Origin of the sequence: Pseudomonas sp. B40(2017) (genome assembly GCF_002112855.1) — a bacterium.
Taxonomy (GTDB): Bacteria; Pseudomonadota; Gammaproteobacteria; order Pseudomonadales; family Pseudomonadaceae; genus Aquipseudomonas; species Aquipseudomonas pharyngis.
In genome coordinates this window covers 639,038-656,198 of record NZ_NEIT01000002.1, presented here as the reverse complement: position 1 = coordinate 656,198, position 17,161 = coordinate 639,038, and the positions used below count along the sequence as shown (strand labels likewise).

General features: G+C 62.4%; 14 protein-coding genes. 6 read left to right on the top strand and 8 right to left on the bottom strand.

The window, feature by feature from the left end:
- The first annotated feature begins 11 nt into the window (after positions 1 to 11).
- Positions 12 to 2,042 (top strand): pyridoxamine 5'-phosphate oxidase family protein, encoded by a 2,031-nt coding sequence (locus tag CAF76_RS06610; RefSeq protein ID WP_085647143.1) that lies wholly within the window; start codon positions 12 to 14, stop codon positions 2,040 to 2,042.
- 4 nt (positions 2,043 to 2,046) lie between these two features.
- Here the strand turns inward: CAF76_RS06610 and CAF76_RS06605 are convergent, their stop codons facing one another.
- From CAF76_RS06605 to CAF76_RS06570, 8 genes are read right to left on the bottom strand one after another with little or no spacing between them, the layout of a single operon-like run.
- Positions 2,047 to 3,177, bottom strand: coding sequence for a glycosyltransferase family 4 protein (locus CAF76_RS06605; protein ID WP_085647142.1), 1,131 nt, complete (start codon positions 3,175 to 3,177; stop codon positions 2,047 to 2,049).
- Positions 3,178 to 4,308 (bottom strand): glycosyltransferase family 1 protein, encoded by a 1,131-nt coding sequence (locus CAF76_RS06600; protein WP_085647219.1) that lies wholly within the window; start codon positions 4,306 to 4,308, stop codon positions 3,178 to 3,180.
- Positions 4,292 to 5,659: a glycosyltransferase family 1 protein gene (locus CAF76_RS06595; protein WP_085647141.1), complete on the bottom strand. Its 1,368-nt coding sequence runs from the start codon at positions 5,657 to 5,659 to the stop codon at positions 4,292 to 4,294. The genes CAF76_RS06600 and CAF76_RS06595 overlap by 17 nt, the downstream gene beginning before the upstream one ends.
- Positions 5,656 to 6,906, bottom strand: a complete 1,251-nt coding sequence (locus tag CAF76_RS06590) for an ABC transporter ATP-binding protein (RefSeq protein WP_085647140.1) — start codon at positions 6,904 to 6,906, stop codon at positions 5,656 to 5,658. The genes CAF76_RS06595 and CAF76_RS06590 overlap by 4 nt, the downstream gene beginning before the upstream one ends.
- Positions 6,906 to 7,703 carry an ABC transporter permease gene (locus CAF76_RS06585; RefSeq protein ID WP_085647139.1) on the bottom strand — a complete coding sequence of 266 codons (798 nt, stop codon included), beginning with the start codon at positions 7,701 to 7,703 and terminating at the stop codon, positions 6,906 to 6,908. Before CAF76_RS06585 ends, CAF76_RS06590 begins: the two co-directional genes overlap by 1 nt.
- Complete coding sequence (locus tag CAF76_RS06580; RefSeq protein ID WP_085647138.1) at positions 7,704 to 9,146, bottom strand: mannose-1-phosphate guanylyltransferase/mannose-6-phosphate isomerase; 1,443 nt, start codon at positions 9,144 to 9,146, stop codon at positions 7,704 to 7,706.
- 3 nt (positions 9,147 to 9,149) lie between these two features.
- Positions 9,150 to 10,121 (bottom strand): GDP-mannose 4,6-dehydratase, encoded by a 972-nt coding sequence (gene gmd / locus CAF76_RS06575; protein ID WP_039765008.1) that lies wholly within the window; start codon positions 10,119 to 10,121, stop codon positions 9,150 to 9,152.
- A complete protein-coding gene (locus CAF76_RS06570) occupies positions 10,118 to 11,032 on the bottom strand; it encodes a GDP-mannose 4,6-dehydratase (protein ID WP_085647137.1) in 915 nt (304 codons plus the stop codon). Before CAF76_RS06570 ends, gmd begins: the two co-directional genes overlap by 4 nt.
- Before the next feature lie 426 nt (positions 11,033 to 11,458).
- Here CAF76_RS06570 and CAF76_RS06565 point away from each other — a divergent pair, with 426 nt between their 5' ends.
- Genes CAF76_RS06565 through CAF76_RS06545 form a run of 5 tightly spaced genes read left to right on the top strand, consistent with a single transcriptional unit; the run spans position 11,459 to position 17,148 of the window.
- On the top strand, positions 11,459 to 13,006 hold the full coding sequence (locus tag CAF76_RS06565; RefSeq protein ID WP_256579598.1) for a glycosyltransferase: 1,548 nt from the start codon (positions 11,459 to 11,461) through the stop codon (positions 13,004 to 13,006).
- Entirely contained in the window at positions 13,000 to 14,304 is a 1,305-nt protein-coding gene (locus CAF76_RS06560) for a glycosyltransferase (protein ID WP_085647135.1), read from the top strand. Before CAF76_RS06565 ends, CAF76_RS06560 begins: the two co-directional genes overlap by 7 nt.
- Positions 14,301 to 15,185 (top strand): class I SAM-dependent methyltransferase, encoded by an 885-nt coding sequence (locus tag CAF76_RS06555; RefSeq protein ID WP_085647134.1) that lies wholly within the window; start codon positions 14,301 to 14,303, stop codon positions 15,183 to 15,185. Before CAF76_RS06560 ends, CAF76_RS06555 begins: the two co-directional genes overlap by 4 nt.
- Positions 15,182 to 16,336 (top strand): acyltransferase, encoded by a 1,155-nt coding sequence (locus CAF76_RS06550; protein WP_085647133.1) that lies wholly within the window; start codon positions 15,182 to 15,184, stop codon positions 16,334 to 16,336. The genes CAF76_RS06555 and CAF76_RS06550 overlap by 4 nt, the downstream gene beginning before the upstream one ends.
- The gene (locus tag CAF76_RS06545; protein ID WP_064379692.1) at positions 16,330 to 17,148 is read left to right on the top strand and encodes a class I SAM-dependent methyltransferase; all 819 of its coding nucleotides are present in this window, start codon (positions 16,330 to 16,332) and stop codon (positions 17,146 to 17,148) included. The genes CAF76_RS06550 and CAF76_RS06545 overlap by 7 nt, the downstream gene beginning before the upstream one ends.
- The last annotated feature ends 13 nt before the right edge of the window (positions 17,149 to 17,161 follow it).

Genomic DNA, 17,161 nt, shown 5'->3' with positions numbered 1-17,161 from the left:
GAGAGACCGTGATGGAACGTTCACCGTGGCACGCTGGCGAGCAACAGTTGCAGGCCCATGTCGGCGTTGCCGAGCGCATGGCGGAATTCGGGCGTAAGGTGATTCGCACCTGGATGCCGGATCAACACCGCCAGTTCTATCAGCAATTGCCTTTCATGCTGTACGGCGCGGTGGATGCCGAAGGTCGCCCCTGGGCCAGTGTGCTGGAGGGGGAGCCGGGCTTTGCTCACTCTCCCGAGCCGACGCAACTGCAGTTCGCCAGTCTGCCGGCTGCCGATGACCCGGCGCAGTTACAAGCCGGCGCCGCCATCGGTCTGCTTGGTATCGAACTGCACACCCGCCGGCGCAATCGGCTCAATGGCCACATCGATAATCTCGATGCGAACGGCTTCGGGCTGACGGTCGATCAATCGTTCGGCAATTGCCCGCAATACATTCAATTGCGTCAGTTTCAGCGGGTGCCGCTGACCGATCCGCAGACCCGCAAAGCCGAACATCGTGACAGCCTCGACGACGCCGCCATTGCGCTGATCGAAAGCGCCGATACTTTCTTCGTCGCCAGTTACGTCGACGTCGACGGCGAGCGTTCGGTGGATGTTTCCCACCGCGGCGGTCAGCCCGGTTTTGTGCGGATCGAGGGTAATCGCCTGACGATCCCTGATTTTGCCGGCAACCTGCACTTCAACACGCTGGGCAATCTGCTGCTCAATCCCTTGGCCGGCTTGCTGTTCATCGACTTTTCCACAGGCGATGTGTTGCAGCTCAGCGGTCGCACCGAGATCATTCTCGAGGCGCCGCAGATCGAGGCCTTTCAGGGCGCCGAACGCCTGTGGACTTTCGAGGTGGAAAAACTGGTTCGGCGTCCTGCAGCGCTGGCTCTTCGCTGGCGCTTCGACGGCATGTCACCCACCAGCCTGCTGACCGGCAACTGGGCCCAGGCCGATGCACGATTGCAGGCCAAGGCATTGGGGGACAGCTGGCGGCCATTGCGCGTGGCAAAAGTCGAAATGGAAAGCCGTCACATCCGCTCGATTTATCTGGAGCCGGACGATGGCGCAGGACTGCCGGTGTTTCTCGCCGGTCAGCATCTGCCGCTGCGGTTCACCCTCGATGGCGAGGTGCACATCCGTACCTACAGCCTGTCCGGCGCGCCGTCGGATGATTTCTTCCGGATCAGCGTGAAACGCGAAGGCCGGGTGTCGACGCACCTGCATGAGCAGATTCGCGTGGGCGATGTGCTGGAGGCGCGCTTGCCTCAAGGGCATTTCACGGTCGCGGCGCTGGAGCGTCGTCCACTGGTGCTGTTGGCGGCCGGCGTCGGCATTACGCCGCTGCTGTCGATGCTGCGTGAGGTGGTGTATCAGGGCCTGCGGACCCGGCGGATTCGTCCGACCCTGTTTGTTCAGAGTTCCCGCAGCCTCGCCGACCAGCCGTTCCGAGCAGAGGTGGATCGGTTGCTGGAGGATGCCGGTGATGCCGTGAAAGTGTTGCGGGTGCTCAGCCAGCCGGAGGACGATCTGGTCGAAGGAAAAGACTTCGACCTGCGCGGCCGCATCGATGGCGAGTTGTTACGCAATCTGCTGACCGACGAGGACTTCGATCAGGTCGACTTCGTGCTCTGCGGTCCCGGCGGTTTTACCCAGGGTATTTATGACATCTTGCGCGAACTGGATGTGCGGGACGGGCAGATCCATGCCGAAACCTTCGGCCCTTCGACCCTCAAGCGCCAGGCCGATCCGGACGCGATCGTGATGGAACAACCGCCGGCTGCGACCACGTCGGTGCCGGTGGTGTTCGAACGTTCAGCCAAGGAAGCGCGCTGGCAGCCCGATGGCGGCAGTTTGCTGGAGCTGGCGGAAAGTCGCGGCTTGCGTCCGGAATTCAGTTGTCGCGGGGGTTCGTGCGGCACCTGCAGGACGCGGCTGATCAGCGGCGCGGTGAATTATCCACAGCCTCCGGCAGAAGTGCCGGAGGAGGGGCAGGTGCTGATTTGCTGCGCGGTGCCGGCGCAGAGTGCCCAGCCGCTGGTGCTGGATCTGTAACGGATCAGGCGTAGGACAACGCCTTTTCCTCCAGCAGCTCCTGATACAACTCGGTCCACTTGCGGCCCATTTCATCGGCTGTGAATAACTGCCGATAGCGGGCCTCCGCCTTGAGGCCCATTTCGGCGGCGCGGGCCGGGTTTTCCCACAGGGTGCGCATCGCTTCGCGAAATGCCGATGGATGACTCGGTGGCACCACCAGTCCGGTTTCGTTGTGGATGTTGATGTAGCTGGTGCCGGTGCCGATTTCGCTGGAGATCATCGGTTTGCCGTACATCGCGCCTTCGAGCAGCGAAATGCCGAACGCTTCCGAGCGCAGGTGCGATGGGAAGACGATGGCGTAGCTCAGTTGCAGCAGAGCGACCTTGTCTTCATCGCTCAGCCGCCCGAGGAAATGAATGTTGCGCAGACCCAGGGCCGCGGCCTGGGCGTGCAGTTCCTGCTCCAGCGGGCCGGCGCCGACGATCACTACCGGATAGTCCACGTCTTTCAAGGCTTCGAGCAGGATGTGCAGGCCTTTGTAATAGCGCATTACCCCGACGAACAGGAAAAACTTGTCCCCAAGCTGCTGACGCCAGCGGTTCATGCGCTCGATATCGGGCTGTGGATAACCGGCCTTGTTCAAGCCATAGGGGATGACGCGAGTCTTGTCCTGGAATTGCTGCAACACATCACTGGTGTGCAGATAGTTTGGCGAAGCCGCGACAATCCGGTCGGCGCTGGCGAGAAAGCGGTTCATCAGCGGGCGATAGAGTTTGAGCAGGTGCTTCTGGCGAATGATGTCCGAATGATAGGTCACCACCGTCGGTTTGTTCACGCCGCTGGCAAAATGCACGAGATCCATGAACGGCCACGGGAAGTGGTAGTTGATTACGTCGGCTTCGGCGGCCAGTTCACGAAACTGCTTGAACACGCTCCAGGAAAAACCCGTGGAGGCGAACTGGATATCCAGTTTGGCCCGATGCACTTCATGCTGGCCGAGACGCACCACCGCAGGTTCTGGATTGGCGCTGAGGGTCAGCACCTGGCCTTCGATGTCGTGTTGGGCGCCACTTTCGCAGAGTTGAAAGATCACTTGCTCGATACCGCCGACCGAGTCAGGCAGGTACGTCTTGAAGAAATGAAGAACTCGCATTCAACCTCCCATGGCCTGGTGGTAGGCGCCGGCCGTGGCCTGCGCGCAACGCTTCCAGGAAAAAAGCCGTGCCCGCTGCAATCCGGCTTCCCGGCATGCCTGCCAGTGCGCTTGATCATCGATCAGTCGGCTCATCGCATCACGCAAGCCGTCTGCATCGTCAGCTTCAATATAGTTGCCGGCGTCGCCCGCCACTTCCGGCATGGCCGAAGAGCGGGTGATTACCACTGGCGTGCCGCTGGCCATCGCTTCCAGCACCGGCAGGCCGAAACCTTCATACAGCGACGGAAAAATCAGCGCCCGGGCGCCGGCCAGCAATTGCGCGACTTGCTCATCGGGCAGGTAGCCGAGCAGGCACACGTGCCCGCAAGCCAGCGCCTGATTCAATTCATCACTGAACTGGTCGCGCTGCCAGCCGGCCATGCCGACGATCAACAGCGGGAAACGCTGGCGCACCCGATCCGGCAGCAGCGCGTGGGCACGCAGGGCCAGATTCAGGTTCTTGCGCGGCTCCAGGGTGCCGACGCAGAGGAAGTACTCCCGGTACTCGACCGCATGTGCCTTGAGCACCGCATCGATGTCCTGCGGCTCGCGCGGATGGAAACGCTCGGCGACACCCAGCGGCGCGACCACAAAGCGCTCGGCAGGCAGTCCGAAATACTCCCGGGCCTCGTCAGCGATGGCTTGCGAGTCGGTCAGAATGATCCGCGCCTGGCGTACGCCTTCGGCGAGCCGGCGCTCGATTTCCCGCAGCCGCGCCGGTGGCTGGGTCTCGGGGAAATGCAGGTGCGTGAGATCGTGCAGGGTAATCACGGTCGGGCCATCGAAGGCCAGCGGCCACAGGCTCGGTTCGTGGTACAGATCGACCGGTTGCGCCGGGCCCTGATCGAAGCGTTTCTGTTCAAGCCAGCGGCGGGCCTGATAGGCCCCGGGGATCTGCCGCAGCAGCGGCGTCAGGCGCGAATAACCGGGCATCGCCGCTTCCGGCAGTTGCGCACTCCAGCCCCAGCCGTGGAACAGCGCCACTTCAATATCGGTTTCAGCGTGCAAGGCATTCACCAGTTCAGCCACGTAGTGACCGATACCGGTGCGCGGTGCCTGGAGAATGCGGGCGTTAAGGGCTATGCGCATGTTGCCTCGCTGGCACCTGAGGCGCCTCCAGCACATGGCGCGCGGTGCGCTCGGTCAGTTGCGCGCTGGCTTCCCGCCAGCCGATCCATTGCCAGTTGCTGACATCGCGAGCGGCGGGGAATCGACCGCTGCGCTCAAAGCTCTGCACCAGATCGGCGAGGCTTTGCGGCGACTGCAGATCGAAATACGCCATGAACTCACCGCCGATTTCGCGAAACACCGGGATATCGCTGCCCATCGCCGGCAGCCCGCGTTGCATGGCTTCCACCAGCGGCAGACCAAAGCCTTCGACGAACGACGGAAACACCAGCGCACTGGCATGGGCGTAGGCGTGTTCGAGGCTGGTGTCGCTCAAGTCGTTGAACATGAACAGGCGCCGGTTCAGCTCCGGATGATGGCGAATCCGGGCCAGCAGCGCGTCGCACTTCCAGCCGATGCGCCCGGCGATGCATAACCGGGCGTTCGAGCCGTTCGCCCAGGCATGGTCGAAGGCATCCAGCAGATAGCCGTGGTTCTTGCGCGGCTCGATGGTGCTGACCATCAGGAACACCGGCTCCTTTGTTGCGAACAGCTTTTGCAGACGCGGTTCGACGGCGGCTTCGATGCTCTGCAGATCCAGCTCCGAACCGAGGTGAAAGTAGTCGAACCAGCGTTTGTCAGCCTGGCCCGATCCAAGACGACGTTGCAGTTCTGCACGCACCTGATCGCGCACCGTGGCGGAAATCGCCATGAAGCCGTCGGCATTGCGGGCGATCCAGTCGAACCACTCGCTGTACACCTCGACCAGCCGCGTGTCGTAGAACTGCGGGTGGGACAAGGGAATCAGGTCGTAGATCACCGCAACGATGCCCAGACCTTCCTGTTTGAGGCGCTCGGCATGCAGGAAAAAGTCTGAATGCCAGGACGAATCCAGCAGCACCAGATGATCGCCAGTCTGGTGTTGCAGTGGTTCGCAGCGTTGAGGCAATTGATAGCGATTGACCTGCTCGACCAGCCGCAGCGGTATTCCGAATGCACCGAACGAGGTCAGGCGATAGCCGACGTACAACAGGCGTCGTACCAGTTTTGTGCGGCAACCGGTATCCAGCCGCTGATGCAGTTGCCAGAAACGATGGGCCAGCCGCTCCAGGCGTTCGCCAAACGTGACGATGGCATTGAACAGCGGCGAATCCAGCGGCGCCAGACGCTTCACTCGGTACAACTGGCCCTTGAGCAGAACCACCGGCACGCATTCGACGCCTTCGGCGCTCGGCGGCAGCTGTTTGATGACGTTGCGCACCACCCGCTGAATCCCCGAATTGACCTTCGGGTGTTTGAACACGTGGGTGCATTCAACCAGCAGGCGGGTCATGGCGCGCGCTCCGCGAGGCTGTGCGCGTGGCGGGTGATCGAGGTGCTGGCGCCCAGCCAGGAACAGCCGACGAAATCTTCCTGACGGTTGTTGATCACGTGGAACACCAGGCCGTAGTCACGCCATTCGAAGTTGCGGTCCAGGTGCGAGTCCAGTCGCGACAGGCTCAGGGCCACGGAGTAATTGCCCTTGCCCAGGCCCATGACGAAGGCGAAGCGATAGGTGATGCGTTCACCCGCACGCAGGTCTTCCAGCGCCTGGTTCTGACGGTGGGTATTGATGCCGTACATGGCTTGGCCCAGGCGATCCTTGATCATGAAGCCGAGCACCAGCCGTTCGATGTCCTGGCGAATCTCCACCTCGACTTCCAGTGTCACCGGCTGACCGACTTCGGCGGCGTCGATGGAGCGTCCGCGTTCATCGAGCAGGCGCACGCTGAGGATCCCGGCCTCGCCGGTGCCGGACACGGTACGTACCTGGCCGCCGTCGAGCAGTTCCTGGCGCACGGTCTGGCCTTCGCGTTCGGCGAGCAGGGCGTTGTAGTAATCCATGACCGCTTCGGGCTTGTCGTGCATCACCATGTGGCCGCCTTCGAGCAGGATCGCCGAGTCGCAGATCGACTGGATCGCCGAGCGGTCGTGGGACACGATCAACAGCGTGGTGCCGGCCTTGCGGAAGCTGCGGATGCGGTCGAAGCTCTTGTGCTGGAAGTAGGCATCGCCCACCGACAGCGCTTCGTCGACGATCAGAATGTCCGGGCGGCGCGCGGTGGCGACGCTGAAGGCCAGGCGCATCTGCATGCCGCTGGAGTAGGTGCGCACCGGGTGATCGATGGCTTCGCCGATTTCCGCGAAGCGTTCGATGTCCGGCATCAGTGCTTCGATGTCTTCGACCTGCATGCCCAGCAGTTGCCCGGCCATCACTGCATTCTGCCGGCCGGTGAAGTCCGGATGAAAACCCATGCCCAGTTCCAGCAGCGCCGCGACCCGGCCCTCGAGTTGAATCTGGCCGCAGGTCGGTTGAGTGGTGCCGGTGATCATTTTCAGCAGGGTGCTTTTGCCGGCGCCGTTAACCCCGACAATGCCCACCGCTTCACCGGGGGTGATCTCGAAATTCACGTCCTGCAGCACCCAGTGCTGGCGATGGCGCATCGGCGAAAAAGGAATCAGCCATTCGGCCAGGCGACTCCAGCGGGTGGGGTACTGCTTGTAGGCCTTGCCCAGGCCTGTGACGCGTATGTGCCCCATCAGAGTTCATCCACCATTTCGCCGACCCGCCGACGAAACAGGCGCAGGCCGACCGCGCACAACAGCAGGCCGATCACGAAGATCGGCAGCAGCGAACTCCACACCGGCCACTGACCGTAGAGAAACAGGTTCTGGTAACTGCCGATCAGGTTGGTCAGCGGATTGAGTTGCAGCAGGCGCTGCACCCACTCGGGCAGGATGCTCAGCGGATACACGATCGGCGTCAGCCAGAACCAGAATTGCAGGCAGATGGCGAACAATTGCCCGACATCGCGAAAGAACACGTTGAGCACGCCGAGGATCATCCCCAGTCCGGCGCAGAACAGCACTTGCAGCGCCAGCAGCGGCACCAGTGCCAGCAGGGCCATGCCCGGCCAGCGCCCGCTGATCAACAGAAACCCGAGGAACAGGCCGATGATGATCGCGAAGTTGATTCCCGCATTGAGCAGCACGATCACCGGCAGGCACAGGCGCGGGAAGCTGATTTTTTTCAGCAGGTTGGCGTTTTCCAGAAACATGTTCTGGCTGCGCAGGGTGATTTCCGAGAACAGGCCCCAGGTCAGCAGCCCGGCGCACAGGTAGACGCTGTAGGCCATGCCGTCGTCCACGCCGGGCAGGCGGGCGCGCATGATGTGGGAAAAGATCACCGTGTACACAACGATCATCGACAGCGGGTTGAGTACCGTCCACAGCGCGCCGAACAGCGAATTGCGATACCGCGCTTGAAACTCCCGCTTGACGCTACCGAGGATGAAACCTCGATAGTCGTGCAGCGAGCGGTACAGGGAAAGCAGCATTCACACCGTCCTGCCGTATTGGTCTTCGAAGCGGACGATGTCGTCCTCTCCCAGGTATTCGCCGCTTTGCACTTCGATGATCACCAGGTCGATCACGCCGGGGTTCTCCAGACGGTGCTTGTGGCCGGCGGCGATGAACGTCGATTCGTTCTTCGCCACCAGGGTCGTGCCGCTGCCGTTGTTGGTGACCTTGGCCATGCCTTCGACCACCACCCAGTGTTCATTGCGGTGATGGTGCATCTGCAACGAGAGCTTGCCGCCGGGTTTGACCACGATGCGCTTGATCTTGAAGCGCGGGCCTTCCTCGAGCACCGTGTAGGTGCCCCACGGACGGCTGACCGTACGATGCAGGCGATAGGCTTCGTGGGACTTGTCCTTGAGCTGCTTGGCCACCCGCCGCACATCCTGCGCACGGTCGGCATGGGCTACCAGCACGGCGTCGGCGGTGTCGATGACGATCAGGTCTTCCACACCGACGGCGGCCACCAGCCGGCCATCGCTTTGAACGAAGTTGTTGCGGCTGTCGATGAAGATCGCCTCGCCGCTCGCACGGTTGTTATCAGCGTCGGCCGGCACCAGCGCGGCCACTGCACCCCAGGACCCAATGTCGCTCCAGTCGAAACCCGCCGGCACCACCACAACCTTTTCCGAGCGCTCCATCAGTGCGTAGTCGATGGAAATGTCGGTGATTTCGGCGAACAGCTGCGCGGACAATTCCTGTTGCAGGCAACCAGCGGTTTCCACCGGTTCGCTGGCGGCCATGCAGGCGCGGGCCTGTTCCAGCAGCTCGGGGGCGTGCAGCGCCAGCTCGGCGATCACCGTTGCGGTGGAGAAACAGAACATTCCCGAATTCCACAGGAAGTTGCCGCTCTCCAGATAATGGGTGGCGGTCTGCAGGTCGGGTTTTTCCACGAATCGCTGGACCTTGGCCGCGCCCCGGTCGTTGAGCGGTGCGCCGGTCTCGATGTAACCGAAGCCGGTTTCCGGGGCGGTCGGCACCACGCCAAAGGTCACCAGATAACCGTCCTTCGCCAGATTGACCGCGTGCTCGACCGCGCTTTTGAGCGCCTCTTCATTGACGATCAAATGGTCGGCGGGCATCACCACCATGATTGCCGCATCGCCGTGCAGGGCTTGCAGCGACAGTGCCGCCGCCGCGATGGCCGGTGCGGTGTTGCGTCCGGTAGGCTCGAGCAGGAAGTGCCCGCGATGCCGGGACAGGCGCGCGGCCTGATAGTGATCCTTGCTCTGGAAGTAGTACTCGCGGTTGGTCACCGTGACAATGTCGCCCCAACCGTCCAGCAGCGCGGCGGCGCGCCGGTAGGTCTTGCCCAGCAGCGACTGGCCGTCGGGCAGGGTCATGAACGGCTTCGGATGGCCCTCGCGGGACACCGGCCACAAACGGGTGCCGGCACCGCCGGACAGAATCACGGGGATCAGCATGGCCTACTCCTTGGCGACGCGCTTCATGTCCGCATCCATCATCATGCGAATCAGGGTGTCGAGGTCGGTCCTGGGTTTCCAGCCGAGCACGCGCTGGGCCTTGGCCGGGTTGCCGAGCAGCACTTCGACTTCCGCCGGGCGGAAAAACGCCGGGTCGATCTTCACGTAATCCCGGTAGTTCAGGCCGACGTGATCGAAGGCGATGCGGCACATCTCGCGCACGGTGGTGGTGACGCCGGTGGCGACCACGAAATCGTCGGGCTTGTCCTGTTGCAGCATAAGCCACATGGCCTCGACGTAATCACCGGCAAAGCCCCAGTCGCGCTTGGCGTCGATGTTGCCCAGGGCCAGCTCCTGCTGTTTGCCCTGTTTGATCCGGGCGGCGGCGTCGGTGACCTTGCGGGTCACGAATTCGATGCCGCGCAGGGGCGATTCATGATTGAACAAAATGCCGCTGCTGGCGTGCAGGTTGAAGCTTTCGCGGTAGTTGACGGTGATCCAGTGGCCATAGAGTTTGGCTACACCGTAAGGACTGCGCGGGTAGAACGGGGTGTTCTCGTCCTGTTGCTCGGCCTGGATCAGACCGAACATTTCGCTGGTGGACGCCTGATAGAAACGCGTGTGCGGGCTGAACTGCCGGATCGCTTCGAGCAGGTGGGTCACGCCCAGGCCATCGACGATGCCGGTCGTCACCGGTTGGTCCCAGGAGGCCGCGACGAAGCTCTGGGCTGCCAGGTTATACACCTCGTCCGGCGCCGACTTGATCACCGCGCGCTGCACCGAGCAGGCATCGGCCATGTCGCCATCCAGGTAGACGATGTCCGCTTCGACGCCCATCTCCCGCAGGCGCCAGCGTGAATCGCTGCTGCGCCGTGCGACAAGGCCGTGAACCTTGTAACCCTTGTCGAGCAGCAGCTTGGCCAGATACGCGCCGTCCTGGCCGGTGATCCCGGTGATCAATGCACTTTTTGTCATTGTTGTTGTACTCGCTTCTCCCAGTCGGACAGGATCGCCCGCAGGGATTGTTGTGTAGTGATTTGCGGCGTCCATCCTGTGGTCCGGGCCAGCCGTTGGTGGCTGCCGCAGACGCGACGCTGATCCGCGCGGCGCATGCGTGCCGGATCCTGAACCAGTTGCAGCTTGACCTGGGCCAGGTCGCCCATCTGTTCGATGAGGCTGCGGATGCTTTGCTCATGACCTGAGCAAATGTTGTAGACCTGTCCCGGCGTGCCTTTTTCCAGCAGCGCAAAATAGGCCGAGATCACGTCGCCGACGTCGAGGAAATCGCGGGTGACATCGATATCGCCGACTTCCAGTTGCGGCGCTTGCAGCCCCTGCTTGATGCGGTTGATCTGCCGTGCGGCGCTGGCGATGACGAAGCTGTCCTTCTGCCCGGTGCCGATGTGATTGAACGGACGCGCCACCAGCACCGGCCAGCCTTCGCTCAACCCCCATTGCAGGCTGAGAAATTCCGCCGACAGTTTGCTCACGGCGTAAGGATTGCGCGGGCAGGGTGCTTGTTGTTCGGTGATCGGCAGCGCGGGTTCTTCGACCTGACCGTAGACATCGCCCGAGCTGACATACAGGAACGTGCCCTTGAAGCCGCGGGCCTTGAGGGCCTGCAACAGGTTCAGGGTGCCGAGCAGGTTGATGTCGAAGGTTCGTGCCGGATCGCGGAACGCTTCAGGAACAAAGGTCTGGCCGGCGAGATGAATGACCGCATCGGGCAGTTGCGGCCACAGATCGATGAGGCTGTCCGGGTTTGTCAGGTCGTAGGGTGAGGCGGCAGGCAGCAGCTCCCACGACGCGTCTTCCCCCTGGAGGCGTGACTGGATGTGTTGTCCTACGAACCCACTGAGGCCCGTGATGAACAGACTTTTTTTCAAACAGCGACCCCTTGGTCTTTAACTTTCACCTCTTCCCACAGGCTGTAAGGGGATGTCTGTCAGACCGAGAGAAAACCCGGCCCAGACAAAGGGTGAAGTCGTTGTTGTAGTTGTTTGGTTGCCAATCTGTGCCAATTGCACAGCAATTTCAACAGGGCAAATCGTGACCGGTCAGTTCTCGTCAGCGTAGTCGGTTTTTTCTCGCCCGGCGGTTCCCGAATGCGCGGCGGATGTGTTTAGAATGCCCCTCGTCGCGATCCCCGGCGGCTGCTCGCAAGGATCGTGCGACAGGGTAAAACCGACCATTAAAACAAGAACAGAGACGTGCCCGATGATGCAGGACGAACCGCGCTGATGCCGGTTCGATCCGACGCCCGGCCGTCATAGCGTGAAGCTGCCGGGATGGCGGTTGCACCGTGGGATGCCATGAATTTCATTCTCTACTCGGACGTCAACGACCGCTCCATCAGCCAGAGTCTTGGGCGTCCCGAATACAGCTACTACTTTGTGCTCAAGGCCTATCGCCCGGTGCTGGAAAGCCTGGGGCGAGTGCATGTGGTGTCCACCAGCGCCGAGGTTGATCCACTCTACCGACAACTGCTCGCCGCCGGTGAAAGCAGCGTTTTCCTGTCCTTCACGCCGCCACAAAATACCCCGACCGATCTTGAATGCCCGACGATCTGCGTGATCGCATGGGAGTTCGACTCGATCCCCGATGAGTCATGGGACGATGATCCGCGCCACGACTGGACGCAGATGCTCGCCCGACAGGGACGGGTCATCACGCTGTCGAGCCACACCGCCCGCGCGATTCGCCGCGCCATGGGCGAGAACTTTCCGGTACTCGTGCTGCCGACGCCCTTGTGGGAAAACTTCGCCGCCATTCGTGAGCAGCATGTCAGTGCGCCGATCAATCCCGGCGCGACCCTGGCCATCAAGGGCTGCATTTTCGACAGCCGCACGCTGGGACTGTCTGCCGACGATTTGCTGCCCAAACCGCTGACCGCCGAACAACTGGCTGAAATCGAGGCACTGCGCCCGCCACCGCTGACGTTCAAACGCCGCCTGGTCATTGCCCGTCATTATCTGCGCCTGTGGAGGCTGGGGGCGGGTGAAGAACGGGTGAAATACCTGCACCACTGGTACTGGGAAGGTGTGCAGGATCTGCTGTCGGATCGCACACACGCCTGGCTCGAGAAACGCCTGCCGGCCATTGCCGCTCCGCATGCGGTGGCCGTGGCCGAGCCACCGCCGCTGGATCTGCCGGACACGTCCTCGGTGGTCGAGACCACGGTGGAAGGCGTGATCTACGTGACGGTGTTCAACCCAAGGGACGGCCGCAAGAACTGGCATCATCTGGTTACCGCCTTCTGCTGGGCCTTTCGCGAAACGCCTGACGCGACGCTGGTGCTGAAGATCACCCAGAACGATCTGGCGTCCTACTACAGCGAACTGATGACCCTGCTCGCACAACTGACACCGTTCGCCTGCCGGGTGCTGGTAATGCACGGTTATCTGGACGATGCGCAATACGCGCGGCTCTACCAGGCGGCCAGTTTTTACGTCAACGCTTCACGCTGCGAGGGGCTGTGCCTGCCGCTGATGGAGTTCATGTCCAGCGGCAAACCGGTGATCGCCCCGGATCACACGGCCATGGAAGACTACATCGACGACACCGTGGCCTTCGTCGTCCGGTCCAGCGAAGAGCTGACGATCTGGCCCCAGGACACCCGCATCATTTACCGCACCCTGCGCTACCGGCCGGACTGGGCTTCGCTCAAAAGCGCCTATGAGCACAGCTACCGGATGGCCAAGGCGCAGCCGCAGGAGTACGCGCGCATGTCTGCCGCCGCTGTCGAACGCATGCACGACTACTGCGCGTTTGCTCCGGTGCAGCGGCGCATGGCGGACTTTTTCGGCCTGGTTCCGCTGGCTGCCGATGCCGCCCCCGTGACGGACAACGCCTCATGCTGATCATCATTCATTCGGAAACCAACCAGCACACCATCGCGCAAAACCTCGGGCGTTCGGAGTACAGCTATTACTTCGTCCTCAAGGAATACCGGCCGGTGCTCGAACGCCTTGGTCGTGTGTTGGAGGTCGTCGACCCGGCGCGCGAAGTCGATGCGCTGTATCTGGAATGCCTGGCCCGTGGCGAGCCGTGCGTGTTCCTGTCGTTCTCGCCGCCGCACCGCACGCCGATCCACCTGGCGTGTCCGACGCTGCCGGTGTTCGCCTGGGAATTCAGCACCATCCCCAACGAACCCTTCGACAACGAGCCGCGCAATGACTGGCGCACGGTGCTCCGGGCCTGCGGCGCGGCGATCACCCATTCCACCTACACGGTCAATGCGGTGCGCGAGGCCATGGGCGCCCATTACCCGATTGTCGCGGTGCCCGCGCCGGTGTGGGATCGCTTTGCAGCCCGGGGCTCGCAGCTTCAGGGGCAGCCCTCGACAGGGCCGGTGCGCCTGACGATCAAAGGGCTGGTCGCCGACAGTCGTCAGCTCGATCTCGACGCGTTCGGCCCGAAACACCTGCGCCGTGGCAAGGGCATCGATTTCCAGGCGCCGGCGCGCGAGCAGGAGCTGCTGCTGGACGGTGTCGTCTACACATCGGTGTTCAATCCCGGTGACGGACGCAAGAACTGGGAAGACATGCTCAGCGCATTCTGCGTGACGTTTCGCGAGGTCGAAGACGCGACGCTGGTGCTCAAGCTCACGCACCACGATGCCGAAGAAGCGCTCGGCGACATTCTTCATCACCTGTACAAAAACCAGTCCTACCGCTGCCGCATCGTGCTGATTTATGGCTACCTCGCGGACGCGGACTACGAGCGTCTGGTGCAGGCCACCCGGTACGTGGTCAACACGTCCTACGGCGAGGGCCAGTGCCTGCCGCTGATGGAATTCATGTCCTGCGGCAAGCCGGCCGTGGCGCCGCGGACCACGGCGATGATCGATTATCTGAGCACCGACAACGCGTTCCTGGTCGAGTCCACCGATGAACTCACCGCCTGGCCTCACGATCCGCGCAAGGCGTTCCGCACGTTGCGCTACATGACCAACTGGGCGTCGGTCTGTGTGGCCTATCGCGACAGCTATGAGGTGGCGAAGAACGATCCCGGGCGCTATGCGCAGATGTCGGCGCAGGCCGTTGCCAGCCTGCAGGCGTTCTGCAGTCAGGCGGTGGCCGAGCAGCGGTTGCGCGATTTTCTCGCTCAGGTACACGAGCACCGTGGTGCCGCTGCAACGGAAGCCACGGGCACATGATCCGCGCATGGCTGAGGCGTTTGCGTCCGGTTGCGCATCCGGCGCCGGTATCCGTGCCTGAACCGGTTGCCGCGGGCGTGTCGCCCAGGGATGTGGGTCTGCATGACGCCATGCTCGACGGCTGGTTTCACGGCGACAGTGGTCAGTTGCTCAAGGGCTTTGTCATTAACGCGGACGACACCCTGCTCGACGTGGGGTGTGGCGAGGGCGTGGCAACATTGTTCGCCGTGCGCCAGGGCGCCTCGGTGATCTTCACCGACAGCGAACACGACAAGGTGCGCGACCTCGCCCGACAAGTCGAAGCGCAGAGCCGCAAGGCCAGTCTCGGTCTGGTCAGCAACAGCCTGCCATTGCCGCTGAGCGACGGCTGTGCGAGCAAGGTCGTGTGCATGGAAGTGCTGGAACACATCGATCATCCCGAGCCGTTCATGGCCGAGCTGGTACGCATGGGCCGTCCCGGTGCGCTGTACCTGCTCAGTGTGCCGGCGCCGGTGGGCGAGCATTTGCAGCAGGGCATTGCCCCGGCGGGTTATTACCAGTCACCCAATCATGTGCAGATCTTCACCCCGGAGCGCTTCGCGGCATTGGTTGAGGATGCCGGTCTGGTGATTGAGCATCGTCAGGCCACGGGATTTTTCTGGGTCATGAGCATGATCTTTTTCTGGGCCAGCGAACGGGCTGCAGGACGTGACCTGGGCGGTGCCGTGCGCGACCGGATCCAGGCGCCGTATCCACCGTTGATGGAGAGTTGGGCCAGAACCTGGCAGGACTTGCTGGCGCAGCCCGATGGATTGGCGATCAAGCAGATGCTCGACCGGTTCATGCCCAAGAGTCAGGTGATCATCGCCCGCAAACCGCTCGATGCAGGACCTGTGTCATGAGCGGCAAGCGGATCATGGACATCGAAGTGCTGCGCGCTGTCGCTGTACTCGGCGTGCTGTTTCATCACCTGCAGGGCAGCCTGTTCACCGACCCGGTGCCGCTGCTTGAAAGGATCCATACCTGGGCGCAGCCATGGTGGGGCGTTGACCTGTTTTTTGCGATCTCGGGGTTTGTCATTGCCCGCAGCCTGATCCCGGCGCTGCGCGGTTGCAGCAATCGCCAGGAATACTGGGAGCAGACGCGCAATTTCTGGCTGCGTCGGGCGTTTCGTCTGTTGCCCTCGGCCTGGCTGTGGCTGGCGTTGATGCTGCTGGCGTGCGTGTTTCTGAATCGATCAGGCGCGTTCGGGACGTGGTCTGCCAACGTCCAGGCCACGTTGGCCGGGGTACTGCAGTACGCCAACTTCCGCTTTGCCGATGCGTTCTTTCATTACGAATACGGCAGCAGTTTTGTCTACTGGAGCCTGGCGCTGGAGGAGCAGTTCTACCTGTTGTTCCCGCTTGTGATCATGCTGTGCCGCAAGTATCTGGTGTGGGCATTGCTGGCGCTGGTGGCGGTGCAATTGTTCACGGTGCGCACGCCGCTGCTGATGGTGATTCGTACCGATGCGCTGGCGCTGGGTGTGCTGTTGGCCATGTGGAGCGTGCAGCCGGGTTATCGCCGTTGGGAGCCGGTATTCCTGCGGCGGCCATGGGCCGGAGTGTTCGCGCTGATCGGCCTCGGAGCGCTGCTGAGCTTCATGGCCACCGACCGTTTCACCTTCGCCGGTTACCGCATCGGGTCGATCGCCGTGCTCAGCGCCGTGCTGGTGTGGATTGCTTCGTACGACCGCGATTACCTGCTGCCGGCCGGCAGGCTGCAACGACTGATGGCCTGGATCGGCAGCCGCTCCTACGGCATTTATCTGATTCACATCCCGGCCTATCAACTGGTGCGAGAACTGATCTTTCGTTTGCAGGGCGCCGGCCTACCGAGCCCGGCGGGACATCCGATCCTGACACTGCTGATTGCCGGTGGCCTGATCGTGCTGCTCAGCGAACTCAATTACCGCTTGATCGAAATGCCCATGCGCAATCGAGGCGCCACGCTGGTGAAACGCCTCGCCACTTCGCGAACCGTCGTCTCGTCCCCTGGAGCCACCTCATGCTGAGCCTTCTGAAAAAACTCACGGCGGCTCCGGCCCCCGCACACGCTGTCGCACCGGTCGCCGACAAGGTCGACCCTTACATGCTCGGCCTGCACGACGCGATGCTCAGCGGCTGGTTCAACCAGCAAACCGGTGAGCTGTTCAAAGGCTTCCCCGTGACCGCCGATGACACCTTGCTCGACGTTGGCTGTGGCGACGGTGGCAACGTGCATTTCTGCGGCATGCGCGGGGCGAAGATCATCATTGCCGACATCGACGGCGCCAAGGTCGAAGCGACTCGCCAGCGCCTGAGCGATACGCCGGCGCGTGGCGTCGAATGCCATGTGACCGACTGCAATCCGCTGCCGATCGCCGATGGAACGGCCACTCGCGTGGTGTCCACTGAAGTCATCGAGCACGTCGACGACCCGGCGCAGTTCCTTGCCGAACTGGTGCGCGTCGGTCAGTCGGGCGCGCTGTATTTGCTGAGCGTGCCGCACCCCAGCTCCGAAGACCTGCAAAAAGACATCGCCGCGCCGGAGTATTTCCAGAAGCCCAACCACATTCGCATCATCAGCGAAGAGCAGTTCAAGGCGATGGTCAGCGAGGCGGGACTCGAGATCATCAGCCATAGCCAGTACGGCTTTTACTGGTCGATGTGGATGATGCTGTTCTGGGAAGCGAAGGTCGAGTTCAGCAACCCGGATCATCCGCTGCTCAATCATTGGGCCGATACCTGGCAAGCGGTGCTCGACTCGCCGCGCGGCGCGCAGATCAAGCAGGCGCTGGATGCGGTGGTGGCGAAAAGTCAGGTCATCATTGCCCGCAAGCCCTGAACGCTTTTGTGTA